The sequence below is a fragment of the Pedobacter sp. ASV1-7 genome, assembly GCF_040203335.1.
Taxonomy (GTDB): Bacteria; Bacteroidota; Bacteroidia; order Sphingobacteriales; family Sphingobacteriaceae; genus Pedobacter.
This window is the reverse complement of the sequence record NZ_JBEHBV010000005.1, coordinates 343,424-367,023: the sequence shown is the minus strand read 5'-3', so window position 1 is coordinate 367,023 and position 23,600 is coordinate 343,424. Positions and strand designations below refer to the sequence as shown.

The 23,600-nt window shown below is 35.7% G+C and carries 19 protein-coding genes; 16 read left to right on the top strand and 3 right to left on the bottom strand.

The genetic code is table 11. The features are described 5' to 3' along the window. Window positions 1-12 precede the first annotated feature (12 nt). The 3 genes from ABDJ41_RS14060 to ABDJ41_RS14050 form a co-directional block, all read right to left on the bottom strand. Window positions 13-3,549 carry a TonB-dependent receptor gene (locus ABDJ41_RS14060; protein ID WP_349786686.1) on the bottom strand — a complete coding sequence of 1,179 codons (3,537 nt, stop codon included), beginning with the start codon at window positions 3,547-3,549 and terminating at the stop codon, window positions 13-15. A 166-nt stretch (window positions 3,550-3,715) separates the two neighbouring features. Beyond that, window positions 3,716-4,894, bottom strand: a complete 1,179-nt coding sequence (locus ABDJ41_RS14055) for a FecR family protein (protein WP_349786685.1) — start codon at window positions 4,892-4,894, stop codon at window positions 3,716-3,718. 68 nt (window positions 4,895-4,962) lie between these two features. Continuing rightward, on the bottom strand, window positions 4,963-5,562 hold the full coding sequence (locus tag ABDJ41_RS14050) for an RNA polymerase sigma factor (protein WP_349786684.1): 600 nt from the start codon (window positions 5,560-5,562) through the stop codon (window positions 4,963-4,965). A 262-nt stretch (window positions 5,563-5,824) separates the two neighbouring features. Between ABDJ41_RS14050 and ABDJ41_RS14045 the strand changes: the two genes are divergently transcribed. From ABDJ41_RS14045 to ABDJ41_RS13970, 16 genes are all read left to right on the top strand, one after another. Further along, window positions 5,825-6,520 (top strand): hypothetical protein, encoded by a 696-nt coding sequence (locus tag ABDJ41_RS14045; protein WP_349786683.1) that lies wholly within the window; start codon window positions 5,825-5,827, stop codon window positions 6,518-6,520. Window positions 6,521-6,712: 192 nt separating this feature from the next. Further along, window positions 6,713-9,172 (top strand): SLBB domain-containing protein, encoded by a 2,460-nt coding sequence (locus ABDJ41_RS14040; protein ID WP_349786682.1) that lies wholly within the window; start codon window positions 6,713-6,715, stop codon window positions 9,170-9,172. An 11-nt stretch (window positions 9,173-9,183) separates the two neighbouring features. Beyond that, window positions 9,184-10,272: a Wzz/FepE/Etk N-terminal domain-containing protein gene (locus ABDJ41_RS14035; protein ID WP_349786681.1), complete on the top strand. Its 1,089-nt coding sequence runs from the start codon at window positions 9,184-9,186 to the stop codon at window positions 10,270-10,272. 31 nt (window positions 10,273-10,303) lie between these two features. Further along, complete coding sequence (locus ABDJ41_RS14030) at window positions 10,304-11,491, top strand: UDP-N-acetylglucosamine 4,6-dehydratase (RefSeq protein ID WP_349786680.1); 1,188 nt, start codon at window positions 10,304-10,306, stop codon at window positions 11,489-11,491. Further along, window positions 11,491-12,645: a LegC family aminotransferase gene (locus ABDJ41_RS14025; RefSeq protein WP_349786679.1), complete on the top strand. Its 1,155-nt coding sequence runs from the start codon at window positions 11,491-11,493 to the stop codon at window positions 12,643-12,645. The genes ABDJ41_RS14030 and ABDJ41_RS14025 overlap by 1 nt, the downstream gene beginning before the upstream one ends. Window positions 12,646-12,649: 4 nt before the next feature. Beyond that, window positions 12,650-13,285 (top strand): acetyltransferase, encoded by a 636-nt coding sequence (locus ABDJ41_RS14020; protein ID WP_349786678.1) that lies wholly within the window; start codon window positions 12,650-12,652, stop codon window positions 13,283-13,285. Continuing rightward, window positions 13,285-14,310 (top strand): N-acetylneuraminate synthase, encoded by a 1,026-nt coding sequence (gene neuB / locus ABDJ41_RS14015; protein ID WP_349786677.1) that lies wholly within the window; start codon window positions 13,285-13,287, stop codon window positions 14,308-14,310. Before ABDJ41_RS14020 ends, neuB begins: the two co-directional genes overlap by 1 nt. Then, complete coding sequence (gene neuC, locus ABDJ41_RS14010) at window positions 14,307-15,425, top strand: UDP-N-acetylglucosamine 2-epimerase (RefSeq protein ID WP_349786676.1); 1,119 nt, start codon at window positions 14,307-14,309, stop codon at window positions 15,423-15,425. The genes neuB and neuC overlap by 4 nt, the downstream gene beginning before the upstream one ends. After that, the gene (locus tag ABDJ41_RS14005) at window positions 15,415-16,470 is read left to right on the top strand and encodes a nucleotidyltransferase family protein (protein ID WP_349786675.1); all 1,056 of its coding nucleotides are present in this window, start codon (window positions 15,415-15,417) and stop codon (window positions 16,468-16,470) included. Before neuC ends, ABDJ41_RS14005 begins: the two co-directional genes overlap by 11 nt. 2 nt (window positions 16,471-16,472) lie before the next feature. Beyond that, entirely contained in the window at window positions 16,473-17,165 is a 693-nt protein-coding gene (locus tag ABDJ41_RS14000) for an acylneuraminate cytidylyltransferase family protein (RefSeq protein WP_349786674.1), read from the top strand. Beyond that, entirely contained in the window at window positions 17,162-18,007 is an 846-nt protein-coding gene (gene hisF / locus ABDJ41_RS13995) for an imidazole glycerol phosphate synthase subunit HisF (RefSeq protein WP_349786673.1), read from the top strand. Before ABDJ41_RS14000 ends, hisF begins: the two co-directional genes overlap by 4 nt. 8 nt (window positions 18,008-18,015) lie before the next feature. After that, on the top strand, window positions 18,016-18,663 hold the full coding sequence (gene hisH, locus ABDJ41_RS13990; RefSeq protein WP_349786672.1) for an imidazole glycerol phosphate synthase subunit HisH: 648 nt from the start codon (window positions 18,016-18,018) through the stop codon (window positions 18,661-18,663). After that, entirely contained in the window at window positions 18,663-19,892 is a 1,230-nt protein-coding gene (locus tag ABDJ41_RS13985) for an N-acetyl sugar amidotransferase (RefSeq protein ID WP_349786671.1), read from the top strand. The genes hisH and ABDJ41_RS13985 overlap by 1 nt, the downstream gene beginning before the upstream one ends. A gap of 110 nt (window positions 19,893-20,002) precedes the next feature. Next, a complete protein-coding gene (locus ABDJ41_RS13980) occupies window positions 20,003-21,421 on the top strand; it encodes a lipopolysaccharide biosynthesis protein (protein ID WP_349786670.1) in 1,419 nt (472 codons plus the stop codon). Continuing rightward, window positions 21,405-22,919 carry a capsular polysaccharide export protein, LipB/KpsS family gene (locus ABDJ41_RS13975; protein ID WP_349786669.1) on the top strand — a complete coding sequence of 505 codons (1,515 nt, stop codon included), beginning with the start codon at window positions 21,405-21,407 and terminating at the stop codon, window positions 22,917-22,919. The genes ABDJ41_RS13980 and ABDJ41_RS13975 overlap by 17 nt, the downstream gene beginning before the upstream one ends. Beyond that, a complete protein-coding gene (locus ABDJ41_RS13970) occupies window positions 22,906-23,592 on the top strand; it encodes an acyltransferase (protein WP_349786668.1) in 687 nt (228 codons plus the stop codon). Before ABDJ41_RS13975 ends, ABDJ41_RS13970 begins: the two co-directional genes overlap by 14 nt. The last annotated feature ends 8 nt before the right edge of the window (window positions 23,593-23,600 follow it).

Here is a 23,600-nt window from a genome sequence, read left to right as displayed (position 1 = left end):
CACTCAGAAATTTTAGTTAAAGACTACGTTTATACCAAATGCGAATAACTTTTGCTGCGGGTAAAAGCCATTATTTACGTTAGGCATTTCCGGATCAAAATACTTCAGATGATCCCAGGTAAACAGGTTCGATGCCGTTGCGTAAAAACGCACTTTTTGAATCTTAGCATAATTCAATATGCTTTTAGGCAGGGAGTACCCCAACTGTAAAGATTTTAAGCGTAAATAAGCACCGTTGCGCAAATATCCGGAACTGCTGTGTGCATTGTGAGCACCCAAAGCTGCTTTGCCAGCTGTTAAACGTGGGAATTCTGCATTTGGATTGTCACTGCTCCAGGAATTTTCAACTAAAAAGTAAGGGGCATTTCCATTTTGATAAAAGGACCTTGACATTACCGTAAATGCTTCAATACCGCTTGTTCCTGATGAACCTTCATATAGACCAGATAGGGCTACATCTGACAATGCTGCTCCCTGGAAGAATGAAGAGAAGTCGAAGTTTTTATATTTCAGGTCTATGTTAAGTCCGAACATCATTTCCGGAATATTGGAACGGCCGATAAAAGTCATGTCGTCCGATCTGGTAATTTTTCCGTCGTTATTCAGGTCCCGGTATTTGAAAAAGCCAGGAGCCACAACACCGCCGGAAGGAGAAACCGCATCTTTAGTCTCTTCCCAGTTCTGATAAATCCCATCTACTACAAAACCGATTTTCTCTCCATAAGAGCGGCCGACTGTTCTTTGCCAGTAAGGCAGACTGGTATTCTCGTCTCTTCTGATGATTTTGTTTTTGGCCCAGTTGAAATTACCGGTTACCCCGTAAAATAGTTCGCCAATATTGTTTTTATGCCTGATTTGTAAATCGATCCCTTTATTTTCCATGATGCCATAATTGATCGTGGAAGGGAAAAAGCCTCCTGTAGAAGCAGGGTATAATCCGGCAGGAGAAGCAAGTATGTCTTCCGTCACCCTGTAAAACCATTCTGCATCAAAGCCCAGTTTACCATTAAACCACTCCGATTCAAATCCGACATTAAATGTTGTTGAAGTTTCCCAGCGGATATCAAGATTTGGTGGTGCAGAGGTATACAATCCCGATACCGGAGCACCCCCTAGTACACCTACCGGGTCAGTTGATAATCTATAGGTCTGGAGATAAGGAAAGGCTCCGTTAATTTTATCATTACCCGTTTGGCCCAGGGATGTTTTAAACTTCAGGTAATCTATGTTTTTAATGTGATCCTTAATAAAAGACTCCTTGCTGAGCAGCCATCCCAAACCTACAGCAGGAAAAATATCCCATCTGTTTTTTCTGGCAAAGTTTACAGAAGCATCAGATCTGGCGGCAACTTCTAACAGGTATTTTTCTTTAAAACCATAATTGATCCTTCCTACATATCCGGCTCTTGCGGTTATCGAACTGGAACCACCTGGTGGAACAAAATCTTCAGGGTCAGGACTGCCGTAATCTAAGTCATACAAGCCACCGATCGGGAAGTTTCTGGCACCTGCAGAAAATCTGCTGCTTTGATACTGTGACCACTCATACAATGCCAATACGTTGATCTGGTGATCTCCGATAGCTTTTAAATAGCTGATGCTGGGTTGAAATGTCCTTCTGTTATTTTGTACGTGACTTTGAGTTAAGGCTGTTTGTGTAATTCCAGGAACAGTGGTCAGGGGTATAAAGGAACCTGTTTTCTGTTCTCTGTCGCGACCCATTAGCGGATAGGGTTGAAGCCATCCTTTATTTTCTGTGCTTGTTTTATCATAGGCAGTCATTACCTGCATTTTTAAACCCGGAACCCATGGGATATCTACTTTAAAAGTTAAATCGCCCTGAAAAAAGTTTGATTCTTGCTTTTGAAAGCCGGATTGTTCTACAGAGGCCAGAGGATTTACCCAGCCTGGACCACTTCTGTATGCGGTATATATTCCATTTGGTGCATACATGGGTAGGTTTGGTAACATCATTGCTGCCTGATAAAATGGGTTCAGGTAAGAGCTGTTGTCAGGCGATATACCAGGAGTATTCGTATTCTGTTGTCTGAACATCAGGTTCAGGTCGACCGAAATGATTTTGTTTAAGTTCGCACTGACGTTGCTTCTGACATTGTATCTTTTGAATCCTGTATTTTTTACTACCCCATCCTGATCCAGGTGAGAGACAGAAGTAAAGTATTTTATATTTTCAGTACCGCCATTTACGGTAATAGCATGGTGTTGGGAATTACTGTTTTTGCCGATGAGCTCACCGATCCAGTCGGTATCGCCAAACAGTATATTTTTATTGGTACCACTTCTGATGTCGTTAATTAGGTTTTTGCCGTATACATAAGGAACAGGGTTTCCGCCAGTGTGCATCAGATATTCATTGTCTTCATCTGTTGCTTTATTGAACCATTCCATATAATCTACCGCATTTAAAAACTCCGGAAAACGTGTGTTCTGACCTAAGGTATAAGAGCCATCATAAGCTATGGAAGCCTTTTGCTGTTTTCCTTTTTTTGTGGTAATAAGGATGATTCCATTTGTGGCCTGTAAACCATATACTGCGGTTGATACTGCATCTTTTAACAGGGTTACGCTTTCTATTTCCGAAGCATCCAGGTGAGAGAAAGATTCGCGTTGTACACCATCAATCATGATCAGGGGTGCTTGATTGTTGCCATAAGAGCTTATTCCTCTGATTCTTAAAGTGGCATCATCCGCGCCAGGGCGTCCTGATTGTTGCACTGATGTTAGTCCCGGTAACCTTCCGCCTAGTAAATTGGTAATGTTACCTGCGGGGGCCTTTTCCAGTTCTTCACCTTTGATCTGAGATACAGACCCCACGACATTTGCACGCTTTTGCGTGCCATATCCAACTACAACGACTTCATTCAGTTGTGCATCTTTTTCCTGTAAAACAACTTTAATGCTTCCTTTTAGTGCATTTACTTCTTTGGTTACGTACCCTAAAAATGAAACGACAAGTACATCAGTTTCTTTAACGCCAGCAATGCTAAACTGACCGTTGGTATTGCTGATTACAGATTTTGATGTTCCCTTTATGGTGATAGTTGCTCCGGGTAGGGGGAGGCCTTTATCATCCAGGACTTCTCCTTTTATGATGTTATCCTGCAATAGTGACGTTGTATTTTTAAGTGCAGGTTTAGACTTCAGGGATACCACTACTGACTTATCTTCCAGTGAATATTCTAAAGGTTGTCCATTGAAAATTTTGCGAAGTACGTCGTTCAGCTCCGCATTTTTAACATCAATGTTAATAGGAGAGGCATCTTTCAGTGTTCTTCTAGTGAACAGAAAATCATATCCCGTTTGGGCACTAATCTTTTCAAAAATCTTTTCTAAGCGGGTGTTCTTTTCGGACAGCGTTATTTTCTGAGCAAATGTGGTTGCGCTGACCTGTATAAAAGAGGCAAGCAACAAAAACGAGATCATATTAATCCTCATAATCCATTTTCTTCTATCAGCTTTGTTCACCCAATTGAAAATCGGGCGACTGTGGTTCTGGATTTGTAATTTCCTTTTATAAAAATTGTACATTTGGTTAGTTTGGTTTTATTCGAAATGCCTTTCCATTGTCCAGATGTATCCGGCTTTCGAGAATTCAGTTTAGTTTTTAGATATGCTGCTGATGATCCAGACTATTTGGCCATTCTGAGTCCCATCGGAATGGCTTTTTTTTTCTGGTAACCATTGGTTGTATCATTTACTTCATAACGGTTACCCTCCTTCCTTCAACTTTAAAATGAATACTCTTCGTTTTTTCAAGCATGGTTAATACTTTATCAAGGTTATTGAACATGGATATTTTACCATTGAACTCTTCATCAGATGGCTTTCCTTCATATTGTACCTCTATATCGTACCATCGGGATAGCTTTCGCATCACACTTTCAATTTTTTCATCATTGAAACGGAAATATCCATTTTTCCAGGACATGGTTTCTTCTACATTAGCTTGCCCGACTTTTAGTTCCTTGTAGTTGTTGAATAGGTGCTGACCAGGGTTTAAGATTTTATTGCCCGTTTTGCCTACCACTTTTACTAATCCTTCTATTAATGTGGTATTAGTCCCCGATTCATCTTCATAAGCGTTGACATTGAAATGTGTTCCAAGCACTTCAACCTGCTGCTGATCTGTTTTTACAACAAAAGGACGTTTTTTATCTTTAGCTACCTCGAAATATGCTTCACCTCTAAGCTTTACTATTCGTGTACTTACTTTGTTTAAAGAAGTGTTATAGGTTAAGCTTGAAGCTGCATTCAGCCAGACCTGCGTCCCATCTGGCAGACGAACCTGATAGGTTCCTCCTTTGGGGGTGGATATGGTTTGTACTCCCTCAGTCGAGGCTACCCCATCTTGGATTTTAGATCCATCATTGTAAGTTAAGGCAAGATCATCGATAATAACTCCATTTTTTTGATCACTAAGGTTTATTGTTTTACCATTTGCTAAAGTAATGGAAGCTTGGTTTTTACCTGGTGCAATAGTATTGGCATAATTATTTTTTTGCTGATTTTTTGTTGAGGTTGGACTGTTTAAAAACAATAATCCGGCTGTTGCCAGTATGATTACAACAGCAGCAGCGGCTGTAATGCGCCACCATATATTTACCTTCCTAATTGCAGGTGTATAGGTTTCAGCAATTATTTTATTTCTTGTTTTGTTCCATACTGAGGCCTTATCAGCGGAATAATACATTTTTAGTTGTGCTGCAATATTGGCTTCTTCGCAAAAAGCCTGAAACCATTGTTCATTTTCTACTGATGCCTGGCGAAAGTTGTTCAGCTCTTTTTCCTGATCAGGACTTAAATTCCCGTTCAGGTATCCCGCTACCAGTAATGATAGTTCTTGTTCATTTTTAAAGTTTTGCTGAATACTCATTCTGGCTTGTTTTTATTGCTGTTTTATATAGAAACAACTAAGCAATGAAAACAACCAAAAGAAATTATTTATTTATCGATAAATAGTAAAATGGCGAGTGTTGTTGCGGCAGACAAGCCTTTTTTCAGGAAAGAGGCTTTTAATAATTCTACAGCACGTGTTTTATGATTTCTCACTGTTTGCACAGAGAGGCCGAGTTGCAGGGCTATTTCGTCTGTTTTACGTCCTTCTAAATAGATTAATTTAAATACCTCACGACATTTATCTGGTAAAATCTCTATTTCTTTACTGAGTATGGTTAGAATTTCCGTTTCAACCAGTTCATACAATACCGTTTCTTCTCCTTCTTCTATTTGACTAGAGTATTTTTCTTGTATTGCAGTTCTTCTTTTAATACTCTTTAGATGGTTAAAGCAGGCATTTCTACAGCTGATGTATAAAAATGCTTTGATATTGGCTGCTGTTTCAAAATCTTCTTTCTTTTCCCAGAGTTTACAGAAACAATCCGACACAATATCTTCAGCTTCCATGTTATCTTGCAACAGTCGACCTGCAAAATAACAAAGTGAGCGATAATGAAGTTCAAAAAAGTATGCAAGTGCCGCGTCCTCACCTTTACGAAAGGCGTTTAACCAGGATTGTTCATCTTGTGAGTCGTATTGCGGCATCTATTTGGTGAATTTTGAACAATATCTGTAAAAAAAACAGCTTTATTATAAAAAAATCGATGAGAATGTTCTGGAGTTTCTTGTTTATTTCCAATGCAAGTTGATCCTGACAATTAAGTTTGATAAAATTTATTTTTTTTTATTGTGATATAATTTCTGGCACAATAAATGAACAGACACGGTAGTTGTAACGTTCTTGCTATTTTACATTATTGTTATTATAAATTTTAACTGAACAAAATGCCCGGGAAGGGATTTATTAATGAAAAGAAATCTACTTATTGTGCTCTCTCTAATATTGTCCAATAGTGCTTTTTCACAAATAAATGGTGATTTTAACTACAGTTTAGCTGTAAAGGGGTATAGCATTATGCAAATGCCCAAGATAATGAACCAAAAAAAGAACGAAGAATTTAAAGATGTCTCCTTTAGTGGAGGGATGATTAAATTTAATGACAATCAGATCAGCTATCGTTTAGGCGGCAGTTATATTAAAAGAGATATTAAAGCGGTCAATATTTGTAGCACATGTGAAGAGATGAATGGTCAAATGAAAGACTTTAATCTAACCCTCGGTTTCGAAAAAAATCTTAACTTCTCCAGAATACAACCTTATTTTGGTTTTGATATTGGTTTCAGAGAAAATAAATTTGATGGGACAATAATTTCTAAAAATATACTATCTGCTGCTAACGGATCCGTTATGGCTCCGGATATTTTGGAAACAAGTAAAACAGGTTTTACAGCATCACCTGTAATAGGCATCAAGATTAATCCGATAAGTCAGGTGACTTTGTTTGCCGAAAGTAGTATTCAATGGTTTTATTCTTATGAACGGCAAGAAACAGTTGCTCAGGGCGTGGGTAATACCAGAACCTTTAACAAGTATCATAAGTCAGAATTTTTAGCAAATGCAGTTTCAGTAGGTATCCAGATTAACATTGGAAATGTCAGATAGATCTTCGTAACATTTTAACCCAGATCAATTAATTTAATATATTTGCATTTAAACTAAACCATACCTACCATATGAAAGTTAAGTTAGCCAACGTCTCCATTCCCTATAAATTACAAGATAATCGAATTTTATGCGTTTTTGTATAAACAAAACGTTGAAATAAATATTAAACATTAACTCTCTACCTATAATATGAATTTTAAAAGAACGATAACTGCAATAATATTTTTGTTTGCTGTTTTAGTCACGGAGTCTGCTTTTTCACAATCAAACTACTCAGATGTAAAGGTTGATGAACTTTCTGATGCTCAGATTTTACAAATGATTAAAAAAGCAGAATCAATAGGATATGGTGAAGCACAATTGGAGCAGATGGCTGCGGCCCAGGGTATGAAGCAGGAAGAAGTTCAAAAGCTTCGCGCCCGCGTCGAAAAGGTACGCAAACAGGGCTCAACTGCAACTCAGGTTGATACCAAAGTGGTTAGCACAGGTCGTGAAGGTAGCGAAACTACTGACGGAGGTGCTGTAGATAATGAAAAGAAAATAAAAGATGAGGAGATCGGACCTAAGATCTTTGGTGCTGAGCTTTTTAGAAATGGAAGTATTACATTCGAACCCAATCTGAGAATTGCTACACCTAAAGGATATATAATAGGGCCTGATGATAGATTGCTGATTGATTTAACTGGTGATAATGAAGCGAGTTATGAATTAGCTGTAAGTCCTGATGGAGTAATTAATCTTCAGTTTGTTGGAAGGATTGCAGTTGGTGGTTTATCTATAGATCAGGCAACTTCAAAGATCCGCTCTGCAATGGGGAAAACCTACCCTTCATTACGTTCAGGACGAACTAACCTGGCTATTAATTTAGGAAATATCAGGAGTATAAAAGTTGTAATGACTGGTCAGATTACTAAACCGGGAACTTATACTTTATCTTCCTTATCTACTGTTTATAATGCATTATATGCTTCAGGTGGCCCATCTCAAAATGGTTCATTCCGTAAAATACAAGTTATTCGTAATAACAAAGTCGTTGCAAATATTGATGTTTACGATTTCCTGTTAAAGGGAATACAGCAAAATAATATTCGTTTGCAGGATCAGGATGTAATTAATGTCCCTGTGTTTGATAAACGGGTAGAAATTCAGGGAGAAGTTAAAACAACAGCTTTGTTTGAAATTGTTTCAGGAGAATCATTAAATGACTTAATTGGCTTTGCTGGTGGTTTTACTACTGAGGCTTATACAGCTAAGATTAAAACATTTCAAAATACAGATAAAGAGCGCAAGATAATGGATGTTGCATCGTCTGATTTTGGGAGTTATTTGCCCAAAAACGGAGATAAATTTGTTGTTGAAGCAATCTTAGACCGATTCCAGAACAGAGTAGAGATCTTAGGTGCAGTTTTTCGCCCAGGCATGTACGCATTGGATAGTGGACAAACTTTGAAAAGACTGATTACTAAGGCTGACGGCCTTACTGAAGATGCATTTTTAAATCGTGGTTATATTAATCGTTTAAATGCTGATAATACTCAAAGTCTGTTATCTTTTGATGTTGCTAAGATCATGGCTGGAACAGATCAGGATATTGTACTTCAAAGAGAAGATAAGGTAACAATTTCATCTTTGTTTGATTTAAGAGATGAGTATAAGGTTAGCATTCAAGGTGAAGTGCGGGCGCCCGGTACTTTTGACTATGCAGATAATATGAAATTAGAAGATGTAATTCAGATGGCTGGAGGCTTTAGAGAAGGCGCAACACCAGATAGAATCGAAATTTCAAGAAGAGTAAAAAATAGTGATTCACTTTCAAAGTCAGCGGTGACTGCAGAATTGTTTACTTTGAATGTAAATCAGGATCTTAAATTAGTAGGTGATCCTTTTATTTTGAAACCTTATGATATTGTAACTGTTCGTAACGCCGCAGGATATATGGCGCAAAAACAAGTGAAGCTGGAAGGAGAGGTTTTGTATCCGGGCGTTTATACTATTTCGTCAAAAGATGAGCGCATTTCTGATTTAATAAAAAGAGCAGGAGGACTAACACCTTCCGCTTATGCTGATGGGGCTTCTTTAAAGAGACCTGGTGCTGAGAAAGTAAATCCGGGAGATAAGAACGCAATCAATAACCAGGAGGAGGATAGTAAGAAACTATTAGGATTGAAACGTGCCGAAGAAACCGGAGCTAAAGCGGATATTGCACCAGAACTGATTCAATCTGACTTAGTAGGAATTGATTTAGTAAGGATTTTGAAAAAACCATTGTCAAAGATCGATCTGATTGTGGAAGATGGTGATGTAATTCGTGTGCCCAGACAGCTGCAAACAGTAAAAGTTACAGGAGAGGTATTGAATCCAAATAGCATTATTTATATACCGGGGAAAAGCTTTAAACAATATGTAAATGGGGCTGGAGGCTTCACTTCCAATGCATTAAAAAGTGGGACATATATAAAGTATGCCAATGGCTCAGTAGAGGCAGGAAGTAAGTTTTTATTCTTTAATAATTTTCCGAAAGTAAAACCAGGGGCTGAGATTTTGGTTCCTAAGAAAGCAGAAAAAGAAAGAATGAGTGCACAGAGCTGGATAGGATTGGGAACAGGTTTGGCTTCTTTGGCAGCGATTATTGTTAGTTTATTGAGATAGAAAATCACCTTATGTCAGTGGATAAAAAGCAATACATTTCTGAAGAAGAGCAAGACGAAATATCTTTAAGAGATATTGCGTTAAAATTAAAAAAATTATTTAATTATTTGGCTGGTAAATGGCTAATCATAACGATTTTTTGTATCATCGGTGCAGTTATTGGTTATATGTATGCTACATGGAAAAAGCCAGTCTATACTGCATCTACGACATTTGTAATAGAAAATGGAGAAGGTAGAGGTGGTATGGGTCAATATGCCGGATTAGCTTCTATGGTTGGTTTGGATATTGGGAGTAGTGGCGGCGGTATTTTTCAAGGCGACAATATATTGGAACTTTACAAATCCAGGACTATGATCGAAAATACTTTGCTAACGGCAGTAGATGACAATGGTAAACCAAAGTTACTGTTAAATAGATTTATAGAGTTTAATGGCTTAAAGGATTCTTGGAAGGGAACGATTTACGAAGGAGTTACATTTGATCTTCATTCTAAGGATTCAACCTTAACAAGGCTGCAGAATAGTATACTGACAACTATTATAGCAGACATTAATAAAAACTATTTGGTTGTTGACAAAGCTGACAAAATGTCGAGTATAATTAAGGTTGATATAAAAGCTAAAGATGAGTTTTTTGCCAAAGAATTCAATGATCAAATCGTAAAAAGTGTAAATGATTTTTATATCCAAACTAAGACAAAGAAGTCTATCGAAAATATTAAAATCTTAACTCTAAAAACTGATTCAGTTAGATCAGTAATGAATGGGGCTATTTATTCGGCGGCCAAAATTGCTGATGCCACCCCAAATTTAAATCCAACAAGAGAGGTTCAAAGAGCAGCCCCAATCCAACGTTCTCAATTTAATGCAGAAACTAATAGGACAATTCTTGGAGAATTAGTAAAGAATCTGGAAATGTCGAAAATGGGTTTATTAAAAGAATCGCCGTTAATTCAAGTTATTGATCAACCCGTTTATCCTTTGAATGTAACTGCTCTTTCAACAATTAAGGGAGCTCTTATGGGAGCTCTGTTAATGGGATTTATTATAATTATGATTTTAATATCAAAAAGAATATTCAATAATATTTTGATTTGATAAATACTGCTAACATTTTTTTGAAATTTTAATGAATAAGTTAAGGTTAATCGGTAGAAAAAAAGAGTTGTTTATCAATGATATTGCCCAACACGAGTTTTTACTTAGGGAAATTGTATCACAATCAACTTTTCTTGTTATAGGTGGTGCCGGTTCTATTGGTCAGGCTGTGGTAAAGGAAATATTTAAACGTAACCCTTTAAAACTTCATGTAGTAGATATCAGCGAAAATAATGCAGTTGAGTTAGTTAGGGATATTAGAAGTTCATTTGGTTATATAGATGGAGATTTTCAGACGTTTGCGTTAGATATTGGCTCAACTGAATATGATGCGTTTATTGAATCTGACGGAAAATATGATTATGTGTTAAATCTTTCCGCGTTAAAACATGTTAGAAGTGAAAAGGATCCATTTACATTGATGCGTATGATTGATGTAAATGTGTTTAATACTGAGAAGACAATCAATCAAGCAATAGCAAAGGGAAGTAAGAAGTATTTTTGTGTTTCAACTGACAAGGCCGCTAATCCAGTAAATATGATGGGAGCTTCTAAACGTATTATGGAAATGTATTTGATGCGTAGAAGTGAAGAAATCAATATTTCGACAGCTCGATTTGCAAATGTGGCATTTTCTGACGGGTCTTTATTGTACGGCTTTAATCAGCGTATTCAAAAACTCCAGCCCATTGTTGCACCTAATGATATAAAGCGATATTTTGTTATACCTAAGGAGTCTGGAGAACTTTGTTTGATGTCCTGTATTTTCGGAGAAAATAGAGATGTGTTTTTTCCAAAATTAAGTGAAAACCTCCACTTAATTACTTTTGCAGATATAGCTGTAAAATACCTCAATGAGTTAGGATTTGAACCTTACTTGTGTGAAACGGAAGATGAAGCAAGAGCGTTAATAAGTACTTTACCTCAGCAAAAAAAGTGGCCATGTTTATTCACTTCAAGCGATACCACAGGAGAAAAGGATTTCGAAGAGTTTTTTACGGAGAACGAAATACTTGATATGGATCGTTATGAAAATCTTGGAGTAATTAAAAATGGTCCTGGTTTCGATCAGATAAAGCTGAATCATTTTACGGATTCTATCGAAAAATTGAAAAGGGATAAATCATGGGTAAAAGAGGATATTGTAAAACTGTTTCATGATATGATTCCTGATTTTGGTCATAAGGAAACAGGTAAATATTTAGATGCAAAAATGTAATGGAATTAACTGATAAATTTAAGAAGACAACAGAATTCATAAAGGCAAAATATCCAGAAAAGAATTTTGTTGGATTACATGAACCTGTATTTATAGGTAATGAGCGTGAGTACGTGTTAGATGCAATTGATTCTACATTTGTTTCTTCTGTAGGCGCTTATGTGAATCGTTTTGAAGAGATGATGACACAAATCACTGGCGCTAAATATGCCGTTGCAATTGTAAATGGTACAAATGCGCTTCATATGGGGCTTATTTTGGCCGGAGTACAAAGGGAAGACGAAGTCTTGTCTCAGGCTTTAACTTTCATTGCAACTGCAAATGCAATAAGCTATATAGGTGCAATACCTGTTTTTTTAGATGTAGATAAAGATACTTTAGGGATGTCACCTGTAGCTTTAAAACTTTTTTTAGAAGAAAATGCAGAGAAGAGACAGGATGGGACTTATAATAAAAGTACAGGAAAAAAAATAGCAGCATGTGTACCTATGCATACGTTTGGTTTTCCTTGTCGCATTGATGAAATAGCAGCTATCTGCGAAGAATGGAATATCTATTTGGTAGAAGATGCCGCTGAATCATTGGGTAGCTATTATAAAGATAAACATACTGGTGTATTCGGTGGGATTGGAGTATTTAGTTTTAATGGAAATAAGACGGTTACTTGTGGAGGTGGTGGTGCATTAATTACAAATGATGAAGCCATTGCTAAAAGAGCGAAGCATTTAACTACACAAGCAAAAGTACCTCATAAATGGGAGTTTGTACATGATGAGATAGGATATAATTACAGAATGCCTAACCTAAACGCGGCTTTAGCTTGCGCTCAGTTGGAGCAATTGGAACACTTTATAGAAAATAAGAGAGGCTTGGCGGCGGCTTACAAGGCTTTTTTCGAAATGCAGGATATAAAGTTTGTAATTGAGCTTCCTGAAGCCAAAGCTAATTATTGGTTGAATGCCTTATTGTTTAACGATCGTGAAGAACGTGATACTTTCCTGACATACTCTAATGAAACCGGAGTAATGACCAGACCCATATGGGAGTTGATGAACAGACTAAAAATGTTTCAGTATTGTCAGACTGATGAGTTGACGAATAGTGTCTGGATTGCAGAAAGATTGGTTAACATTCCAAGTGGGTTTAGGGTATAGGCTTATGAAACAAAAACTGATCTTGATAGGAGGAGGAGGACATTGTAAGGCTTGTATTGATGTCGTAGAGCAATCCGGTAATTTTGAAATCGCGGGCATTTTAGACGAGAAAAATCTAATTGGGCAATCGGTGCTGGATTATATGATAGTTGGCACTGATGCAGATATCCCTAAATACGTTGGATTAGGATGCAGTTTTTTAATCACTGTAGGCCAGATTAAATCAGCCGAAATCAGGAAAAATCTATTTAAATATTTAATGGATTGTAAGGCAGATATCGCTACGGTAATTTCCCCTCGTGCTTATATCTCAAGATATGCGGAAGTTGGAACTGGGACAATAGTTATGCACAACGTCACTATCAATGCAGGAGCTAGGATCGGAACGAATTGCATACTAAATACTGGTTGTAACATTGAGCATGATACTTTAATTGGCAGTAATGTCCATGTTTCAACACTAGCAACTGTAAATGGTAATTGTGAAGTTGGAAATGAAGTATTTATTGGAAGTAATGCGACGATTTCCAGCCAGATGAGAATTTCAGAAAATACAATTATTGGCGCTGGAACAGTTGTTGTAAGGGCTATTAAAGAAAAAGGAATTTATGTAGGAAATCCTGCAAAAAAAATAAATTAATGGGACATACAATCATTATTGCAGAAGCGGGAGTAAATCATAATGGTGATTTAAACAATGCATTTAAATTGGTTGATGCTGCGGTTGCCGCTGGAGTTGATTATGTAAAGTTTCAGACATTCAAGGCTGATAAACTTGTTTCTATAAATGCAAAAAAGGCCGAATACCAGATAGAAAATACTCAGGATAATAAAGAGTCTCAATTGGAAATGCTTAAAAAGCTAGAACTCTCAACCGATGATCATGAACAGTTAATAACTTATTGTAAGTCTAAAAATATCAGGTTTTTCTCTACCGCATTTGACCTCGATTCGTTGCTTTATCTCTCGGAAATAGGATTGGACATGGTTAAAATACCATCGGGAGAAATCACAAACCTGCCCTACTTGCGTAAGGCAGCTGAATTATTTCCTAAGGTCATTTTATCGACTGGAATGTGTACGCTGGATGATATCAGGCAGGCTATTGAGGTTTTTATAAAAGGAGGTATTGAAAAGAAAAATATTTCCATTTTACATTGTAATACAGAATATCCCACACCAATGACTGATGTGAACTTAAAGGCAATGCTTCATATTGAACAGGTTTTTGGTACTGCGATTGGCTATTCTGATCATACCCTTGGAATTGAAGTCCCTATTGCTGCAGTAGCCTTAGGGGCGACTATCATAGAGAAGCATTATACTTTAGATCGGAATTTGCCGGGGCCGGATCACATTGCTTCATTAGAGCCGGCTGAGTTAAAAACTATGGTTGATAGCATAAGGAATATTGAAATTGCTGTTTCGGGCTCTGGTTTAAAGGAACCCTCTGTTTCTGAAATGAAGAACTCAGCTATTGCCCGTAAGAGTATACATTTGGGTAACGATAAAAGAGCCGGAGACATATTGCAGGAGGGAGATTTGGAAATGTTACGTCCCGGCGATGGTATCTCTCCAATGAAAATGGATGAGCTTATTGGCAAAACCATTGCGACAGATTTGCAGGCAGGACATAAGTTGTCACTAAATGATTTGTATATATGAGGATTGGTGTTCTAACAAGTTCAAGAGCAGATTTTGGCATTTACCTTCCTTTGTTGAAAAGGTTGAAGGCAGATGATTTTTTTGAATTGGATATCATTGCTTTCGGTACTCATCTTTCTTCATTTCACGGAGAAACAGTTCAACAAATTCTTAAGGAAGGATTCGATGTAAAGTATAAAATCGAGTCGATGCTGTTGACAGATAGCGCTGAGTCTATTTCTACCGCAATTGGTTTGACGTCAATTAAATTCGCTGCTTTTTGGGCAACACATGGCAATGAATTTGATTTGGTATTTTGTCTTGGTGACAGGTATGAGATGTTTGCTGCAGTTACTGCAGGGATTGCCTTAAATATTCCTTTCGCCCATTTGCATGGTGGAGAAACAACATTAGGCGCAATAGATAATGTTTTCAGACATTCTATAACATTGGCTTCGAAATACCATTTCGTCTCCACTACTCAATACGCAAAACGCGTTGCTTCAATTATTGATTCAGAAGAGAATATCTATTATGTCGGTGCTTTAAGTCTTGATAATTTGGATGATGTTGAATTGCTTGATATTCATGGTTTTGAACAAAGATGGGGGGTTGATTTATCTGAGGATACTGTACTTACGACTTTTCACCCCGAAACCATCAATGCAGCAAACAACGTTAACTATGCTAATGAGTTGGTTGAGGTCATCATGAAAAACTCGCAGTTTCGATTTTTGATTACTATGCCGAATGCGGACACTAGTGGTAATGGCGTGAGAAAAATTTTGACGGATAGATTAGGGGAGAACAAGAACGTTTACTTAATTGAAAATTTGGGCTCTCAAAGTTATTTTACGGCAATGAGATATTGTTCTTTTTTATTAGGAAATACTTCTAGTGGAATTATTGAAGCTGCTTCTTTTAGAAAATATGTAATTAATTTGGGAGATAGGCAGAAAGGTAGGGCGGCTGGTGTAAACGTTATTAATGTTCCGTTAATTGCGGATAATATTCAGCGGGCAATTGAAGAAATCAAACTAAGAGAACCTTATAACGGCGGGAATATCTATCATAAAGGGAATTGCTCTGAAGAAATTATACAGGTTTTAAAACAAATACCACGTAATGCAAAATAATAATCAACATATTGTTAAAGAAAAACAAGAAGCAAGAGTAGCGTTAAAGGCTATTGATGTGCTAGATGAATATGCCAGCAAAACGCTATTTGTTGTAAACGAACAGAACAAATTAGTTGGTTCTTTGACAGATGGCGACATTAGAAGAGGACTTTTAAGTGGAAGGGAAATTTCTCAGCCTATCGAGAAATTTATGAATACAAATTTCAAGTTTTTAAAAAAGTCAAATAATAATCTTGCATTGATTAAAGAGTATAGACACGCGGGAATTAATTTAATACCGCTTATTGATGATGATTATCATTTACTAGAAGTACTCGATTTAAAAAGAACAAAAACAAGTCTTCCTATTTGTGCCTTAATTATGGCTGGCGGTAAGGGAGAACGTTTACGTCCGTTAACTGATGTCACCCCAAAGCCGATGCTGAAAATAGGAGAAAAGCCGATTATTGAACACAATATTGATCGACTCATTAGTTATGGTATAAAAGATATCTACATTAGTGTTAAATATCTAAAAGAACAAATTATAGATTATTTTGGGAATGGGGAGTCTAGAGGAATTAATATAGTTTATCTCGAAGAAGACCAAGCTCTTGGTACCATTGGAGCACTTGGTCTTATTAATAAAACGGACTATATAGATATATTGGTAATGAACTCGGATTTATTGACTAATATAGATTTCGAAGATTTTTATAATTTCTATTTGGAGAATAAGGCGGATATGGCCTTAGCAAGTGTTCCTTATCATGTAAATATTCCATATGCAGTTCTGCAAACATCTGGTCACATTATATCATCTTTTTCTGAAAAGCCGAGTTACACCTATTATTCAAACGGTGGTATATATATGATGAAAGTTGCGTTGAAAAATTTATTTGAAAGAGGGAAATTCTTCAACGCTACGGATTTAATGGATAAGGTAATTGGAGACAAAAGTTCAAATTTGATTCACTATCCATTACTAGGATATTGGTTAGATATCGGCAAGCATCAGGATTTTATGAAGGCTCAAGAGGATATAAAACACATTAATTTTTAGTAATGAAAACACTTTATCTCATTCCGGCGCGTGGAGGATCTAAGGGAATACCCAAAAAAAATATTAAAGATTTAAATGGAAAGCCACTTATTTACTATACAATAGATGTAGCGAGAACGTTAGCTGAAGATTTTGATATTTGTGTTTCTACTGATTGTGACGAAATTATCTCTATTGTTCAAGATTATAAATTGGACGTACCTTTCAAAAGACCGGAGTTTCTTGCCTGTGATCAATCTGGGAGTTACGAGGTAATCATGCATGCTATTGAGTATTTCAATAAAAAAGGGCGGGATTATGATAACGTGATGCTCTTGCAGCCAACATCCCCTTTTAGGCAGGAACAACATTTGAAAGATATTTCAGCTTTGTATAACGAAAAATTAGATATGGTGGTTTCAGTCAACCTATCTCATCAAAATCCATATTTTAATCTTTTCGAGGAAAACGAATTTGGATTTTTAGAAAAATCAAAGAAAGGACATTTTGAAAGCCGTCAACAGTCACCTCCTATTTATGCTTACAATGGATCAGTATACCTTCTTAATACAAAGTCCTTAAGGTTAAACCCTTTGCACAAATTTGAAAAAATAAAAAAATATGTAATGGATGACATTTACTCCATGGATATTGATACTCCATTGGACTGGGCTATTTGCGAAACAATAATTAGAGAAGGTTATATAAAAAAATGAAAACAGTTAGAATCATACCAAGGCTTGACATTAAAGGCCCAAATCTTGTTAAAGGAATTCACCTAGAGGGGTTGAGAGTTTTAGGTAGACCCTCGGATTTTGCTAAATATTATTATGAACAGGGTGCAGACGAACTTATGTTTATGGATGTTGTCGCCTCCCTTTATGAAAGAAATAGCCTTCATGATATCATTTCAGAAACGGCGAAAAGTATTTTTATACCAATTACCGTCGGAGGAGGATTAAGATCAATTGCAGATATTAAAGAAGTGTTAAGAGCCGGTGCTGATAAGGTTTGTTTAAATACAGCTGCGATAAATAATCCCCAGCTAATTAAAGATGCAACCAGAATGTTTGGATCTTCTACGATTGTAGTTGCGATTGAAGCAATTAAAGAATCACATGGGACTTACTTAGCTTATACAGATAATGGGAGGGAACATACAGGGATTGATGTTTTTCAATGGGCCCAGAAATTAGACGATATGAAAGTTGGCGAGATCGTGATTACTTCTGTTGATAAAGAAGGAACTGGAGAAGGGTTCGACTTAGAACTTATCTCTAGAGTCAGTTCCTTAGTATCTGTTCCAGTTATTGCTCATGGTGGGGCTGGCGAAAAAGAACACATTCCGCATGTATTTAAGGAGGCAAATGCTGACGCTGTCGCACTGGGTTCGTTGTTGCATTATCAATTTATCAAGGATAATGAATCCAATAATTCGAAAGAAGAAGGGAATACCGAATTCTTAAAACAAAAAAGAAATTTTCATACTTTTAAGCCCTGCACGATTAGTGAGATTAAAAAGCATGTGATTTCAAAGGGTATTGAATGTAGATTATAGCAAGAGTTATGCAGAAAAAAGTTGTTATTATAGATTATAATTTAGGTAATCTGTTTAGTGTTAAGCAGGCGTGTGATACTATTGGAATTAATTCAAAGATTAGTTCTAATAAGGCTGATATAGAAGATGCGGATGGTTTAATTCTGCCAGGCGTAGGGGCCTTTATTGAAGCTATGCAAAATCTGAATAATTTAGGCCTTATTGATTCCATCAAAAATAATGTAAAGAATGGTAAGCCAATATTTGGTGTGTGCTTGGGCCTACAGTTATTATTTAGTCGAAGTGAAGAATTTGGATCTGGTGATGGGCTAGATTTAATTTCAGGCACTATTAAAAAATTTCCTGCAATTGTGGAAGATAAAAAGATTCGGGTTCCGCAAATAGCATGGAACAAAATCTATTCTTACAAACAAGATTGGAAAAACAGTCCTTTATACAATATTTCAGAAAATGAGTTTATGTATTTTGTCCATTCTTATTATGTGGATCCAACTGAAGAGTCCTGTATTTTAACGAAAACCAATTATAGCGGATTGGATTATTGTTCTGGAATTTTAAAGGAAAATATTTTTGCAACCCAATTTCACCCTGAAAAGAGTGCGGAAAAAGGGATTTCAATTTATAAAAATTGGGCTACTTTAAACAATATATTATAATGTCAGAAAAAAAATTAGAAGCTTATTATGGTTTACCTGAAGAGGTAAAATTCTGCACAAAATGCGTAATGTCAAATCAGCGACCTGCTTCTGCTGTCGAATTTAAGCATACGAAAGACAGTAAAAAGGTTACAATGCAATTTGATGAAAATGGTGTTTGTGATGCTTGTCGGACTGCTGAGATTAAAGACAATATTAATTGGGGCATGCGCGAAGAAGAACTGATCAAGCTTTTAGATAAGCACAGGAAGAACGATGGTTCGTACGACTGCTTGGTGCCTGGAAGCGGAGGTAAAGATAGTGCCTATCAAGCCCATATTTTAAAATATAAATATGGAATGAATCCATTGACAGTTACCTGGCCACCAATATTATATACAGACTATGGTCTGAAAAACTGGAGAAACTGGCTTGATAGCGGATTTGATAATATTTCTTTTTACAGAAACGGGAAAGTTATGAAGCTGTTGACAAAGCTGTCAATCGAGAATTTATTACATCCTTTTCAAACTTTCATTCTTGGTCAAAAGAATCTGGCTCCTAAGATTGCCGCTGCTCAGGGAATCAATTTAATTTTTTATGGGGAGAATGAAGCAGAGTATGGTAATCCAATTGCGGACAACATGACTTCATTAAGAGATAAGTCATATTACAGTTTTGAGCATCTTGACGAAATTTACTTAGGAGGTGTTTCTGTTCCAGAACTGATTGAAAAATATGATGTCAGGCTTTCTGATATTATGACCTTTTTGCCTCCAAAAGCCGAGGATTTAGAAAAAGCAAATATAGAGGTACATTATTTGGGCTATTATCTAAAATGGACACCACAAGAAGTCTATTATTATGCTGTAGAAAATACTGGTTTTAAAGCTAGACCATTCAGAACTCAGGGTACTTACAGTAAGTATAGTGGAATTGATGATAAGATCGATGATTTACATTTCTATACAACATTTATAAAATTTGGAATTGGCCGTGCTACATATGACGCATCACAGGAAATAAGAAATAGCCATATTACTAGAGAAGAAGGGGTTGCATTAGTAAATAGATTTGATGGGGAATTCCCTGATCGTTACTTCGATGAAGTTATGGAATACATAGGTATGGAACCTGATCATTTTCATAAATTATGTGATCAATTCAGATCTCCACACTTGTGGGATAAGGATAGTGAAGGAAAATGGAAATTAAGACACAATGTTGCAGGTAAAGGTTTAGACGATTAATCTATATATATAGCATTATAGAAAAATATATTAATCTAAGTTTAATTTTTTAAAGAGGTTGAACTTAGATTACATCAAGTTGGTAAAGCTTGATTTATAAATTATATCGAGTGAATAGGAAGGTAATAAAGAATATTTTTTTTTATGGTATAGGTGACTTCATTGTTACCGGAGTAACTGCATTCTTGTTCATCCCATTATACATAAAGTATTTATCAGTAAGTGAGTATGGCATTTTTAATGTTTTGAATAATAATTCAACAATATTTACTTATATATTTCAGTTTGGGATTGTATCAGCGTTTGCGAGAATATATTTTATAAGAAAAGCTGAAAAAAAGGAAAAAGCATATACTTGGAATATCATTTTTTTGCATATTTTTTATTCACTTTTTCTATTCCTGATTATATATCTGTTCAGAGACTTCATTTTTACTAATTTATCTCCCTCAATAAAAGACTCAAGACTGTTCAATTACCCTGTTGCAATTGCTTTTCTAACATTTCTGCCTTCCTTATATTATATTTATTTAAGGGTAGAAGAAAAAGCATCTTTATTTGTTATCTACCAGATTGCGAATGTGGCATTGATTATTTTATGTATTTTTCTAAATTGGTACTTTTATAAACTAGATCTCTATACTATATTACTTTCTTTTTTTGTTACAAATGCAACAATCTGGCTTGTAGTTATATTAAAGTTTTTGCCTTCTTTTTCAATTGAATTAGATCGTAAAGATTTTATAGACACTATTCGTTTTTCTTTTCCGATTTTTATCAGTTATATCGCGTATTTTTTTATTGCAAAATATAGTATCGTAATATTACAAAACCACATTTCACTTAAAGATATTGGCTTATTTTCTCTAGCTCAGCAAATTTCATCTATACCTAGCCTTGTAACAATTGCAATAACAAAGGCTGTACAACCTTATTTATTTTCATCAAATTCAACTGCAGAATTAAAAGATAAAACTGGGAAATTTGATTCTAGCTATAAACTTATAATGATATGGGTGGTAGGATGTTTGATCTTTTCTGTGGATATTGTATTCAGTTCTTTTTTGCCGAGTTCTTATTATTCAATTCATAATGTAACTAAATGGCTACTACTAATTAGTTTAATATATAATTTTTCAATAGTCGAAAACTCCATTTTACTTTATTTCATGAAAAGTAAAGTTATACTGGCAATTACACTCGTTGGATCAATATTGAATGTTTTATTAAGTAATATTCTAGTTTATAAATTTTCAATTAATGGTATTTTGATAGCAATGGCGATTGCCTTTAGCGTTAATTTTCTATTGGATGTTTTTTTTTCAAGAAAACATGTAAGGCTTGATTACAATATTAAGGCTCTGTTGCCATGTCTTATGATTATTATCCTATTTATTATTATTACATCATCTAATTTAGTACCGCTTTTAATTCATTACAAGGTAGCTTATACTATTATAAGCTTTTTAGTGCTAACCGTTAGTGTTGCATTATTTCTAAAAAAAACAAATCATGATTTTATCAAATAAACAAATCATAAAGGCTAGATTAAGGTTTATCTTAAGCTTTATAAAATTTAAGTATTTTCTAACTAAACTCGATTTATCTTCATACGCACTCGAGCAGCAAAAAGAAAGTAATTCTTATATAATAGTATTGTCTCCCTGGCTATTGACATCAACTCCTTGGTTTGCGATTGCAACTGGTATTTTATTGCATAAAAGAAATCACAAAGTTCAGGTCTTAATTGACGATCTCCAATTCGAAAATAAGACAGATCATGCATTACAAATTAGTTTAATTGGAATTGCTTTAAACTCATTGAAAAAACTGGAATGGAAAGTGGAAAGGCTTAGTGAGTATAGAACTAATAATGCCATCAGTATAGAGGAATTGAAAACTATTCAGAATTTGGGATTTGCTAATGCTATACATAAAAATCGTGGCGAAGAAGAAACAGCTTATTTCAATGCACTTCGCGATAAGAACATTGGTGTTTTGAAGAAAAACTTTTCAACTATAAAGTCTTTTGTCGAGGTAAATTCGAATCAGACTTATATTTTTCCTGGAGGAATTTATGCTAATTCGGGGCTTTTGGAGCGTCTTTTAAAGAAGGGTGATAGGTCTTATTTTACATTTGATTCGGGGTTTGAGGTCTTGCTATCAACTTATAAGGGCATAGCTGCACAGTTTACGGATATACCGGCTTCTCTGGAGTTGTTGTTGTCTGGTAATGAGAAGGATACCGAGATAGCTATGATCCACGCTAAGGAAGAATTCGATAAAAGGAAGAATGGAACAAACAAACTAAATAGTCAATATCAATCATTCGAACAGAGTCAGAATTTTGATAAGGTGGGTGTCCTTATTCCATTGAACTCTCCCTGGGATTCAGCGGCTTTAAATATATCATCTGTATTTTCTGGATATAACGAATGGCTATTGGAAACTGTTGGATTGATATTAGAGAACTCTAGCTTTAATGTTACAATTAGGCAGCATCCTGACGAGCGTTTCTGGTGGGGGAAAACTAAAACTGATTTCAATCAGTTGATAACCGATAGATATACCGATAAAAGAATTCAATTTGTATCTTGTTTTGATAAAGTAAATTCCTATGCGTTATTAAGTAAATCAGACGCAGTTGTATGTTATTCATCGACATTTGGAATCGAAGCTTCTATGTCTGGGAAAGCCGTTTGTGTTTGCTCGAATGTTTATTATTCGAGATTAGGCTTTTCTTATAAACCGTCTAACGTTGAAGATATCAAATTTTTCCTGAAAAATGTCGATAGTGAAAGGTTTAACGTAGATATGAACAAGGCTAGACTGACTTATTACTTAGGTCAACAGTGTAATTGGTTATTTACACCGTTCACGCCTATGACACCGGATTTAGACAAGTGGTTAGCGATAGGAATTGATCAATTATTAATTGACCCTACAGTAAACATTTATTTGGAATCCTTGGAGAAACACTTACCAATGAGTTATGTAAATCATAGAAAAAATTATGATGCGAGCTAAATTTTTGTACCTGAAAGTAAGAGGTTTCTTAAGAAGGTATCTTAGCCAGGACATATCAAAGAGTTCTTTTATTGGTAGAAATACTCAATTATTGGGAATTCGCAATATATCCATAGGCGAAAATACGACTATAGGGGAAGGATGTACATTCACAGTTAATGACAGATCTTTAAATTATGTGACTTTAAAAGTTGGCAGTAATTGTTTCATAGGCAGGAATAATTTTTTCGCAGTGGGTAAACGTATAGAGATTGGTGATTATTGCATTTTCGGAAATAATTGCTCTATAATGTGTAGTGATCACGTATTTGAATCACCATTAGTCCCTTACAGAATGTCAGGCGTCACGACTGAGAAAAAAGTAAAAGTGGGTGTAAATTGTTGGTTGGGAATAAATGTTAGTATTCTAGGTAATGTAACAATAGGGCATGGTAGCATCATTGGAGCAAATACTGTGATAACAAAAGATGTACCTCCTTTTAGCATCGCAGTAGGAAATCCCTTTAGGATTATTAAAAGGTTTGATTTCGACCAAAGTAAATGGATTAGCGATGATCAAATAGATGACAACCGTTATTTTGATGAAGATTTTTATTTAAAATATATTAGCAGTCATTTTGGAAGTTTATCCAAAGCATATCATGCAGCCTCATCTCAATTTGGTGACATCTAAAGTTCAAC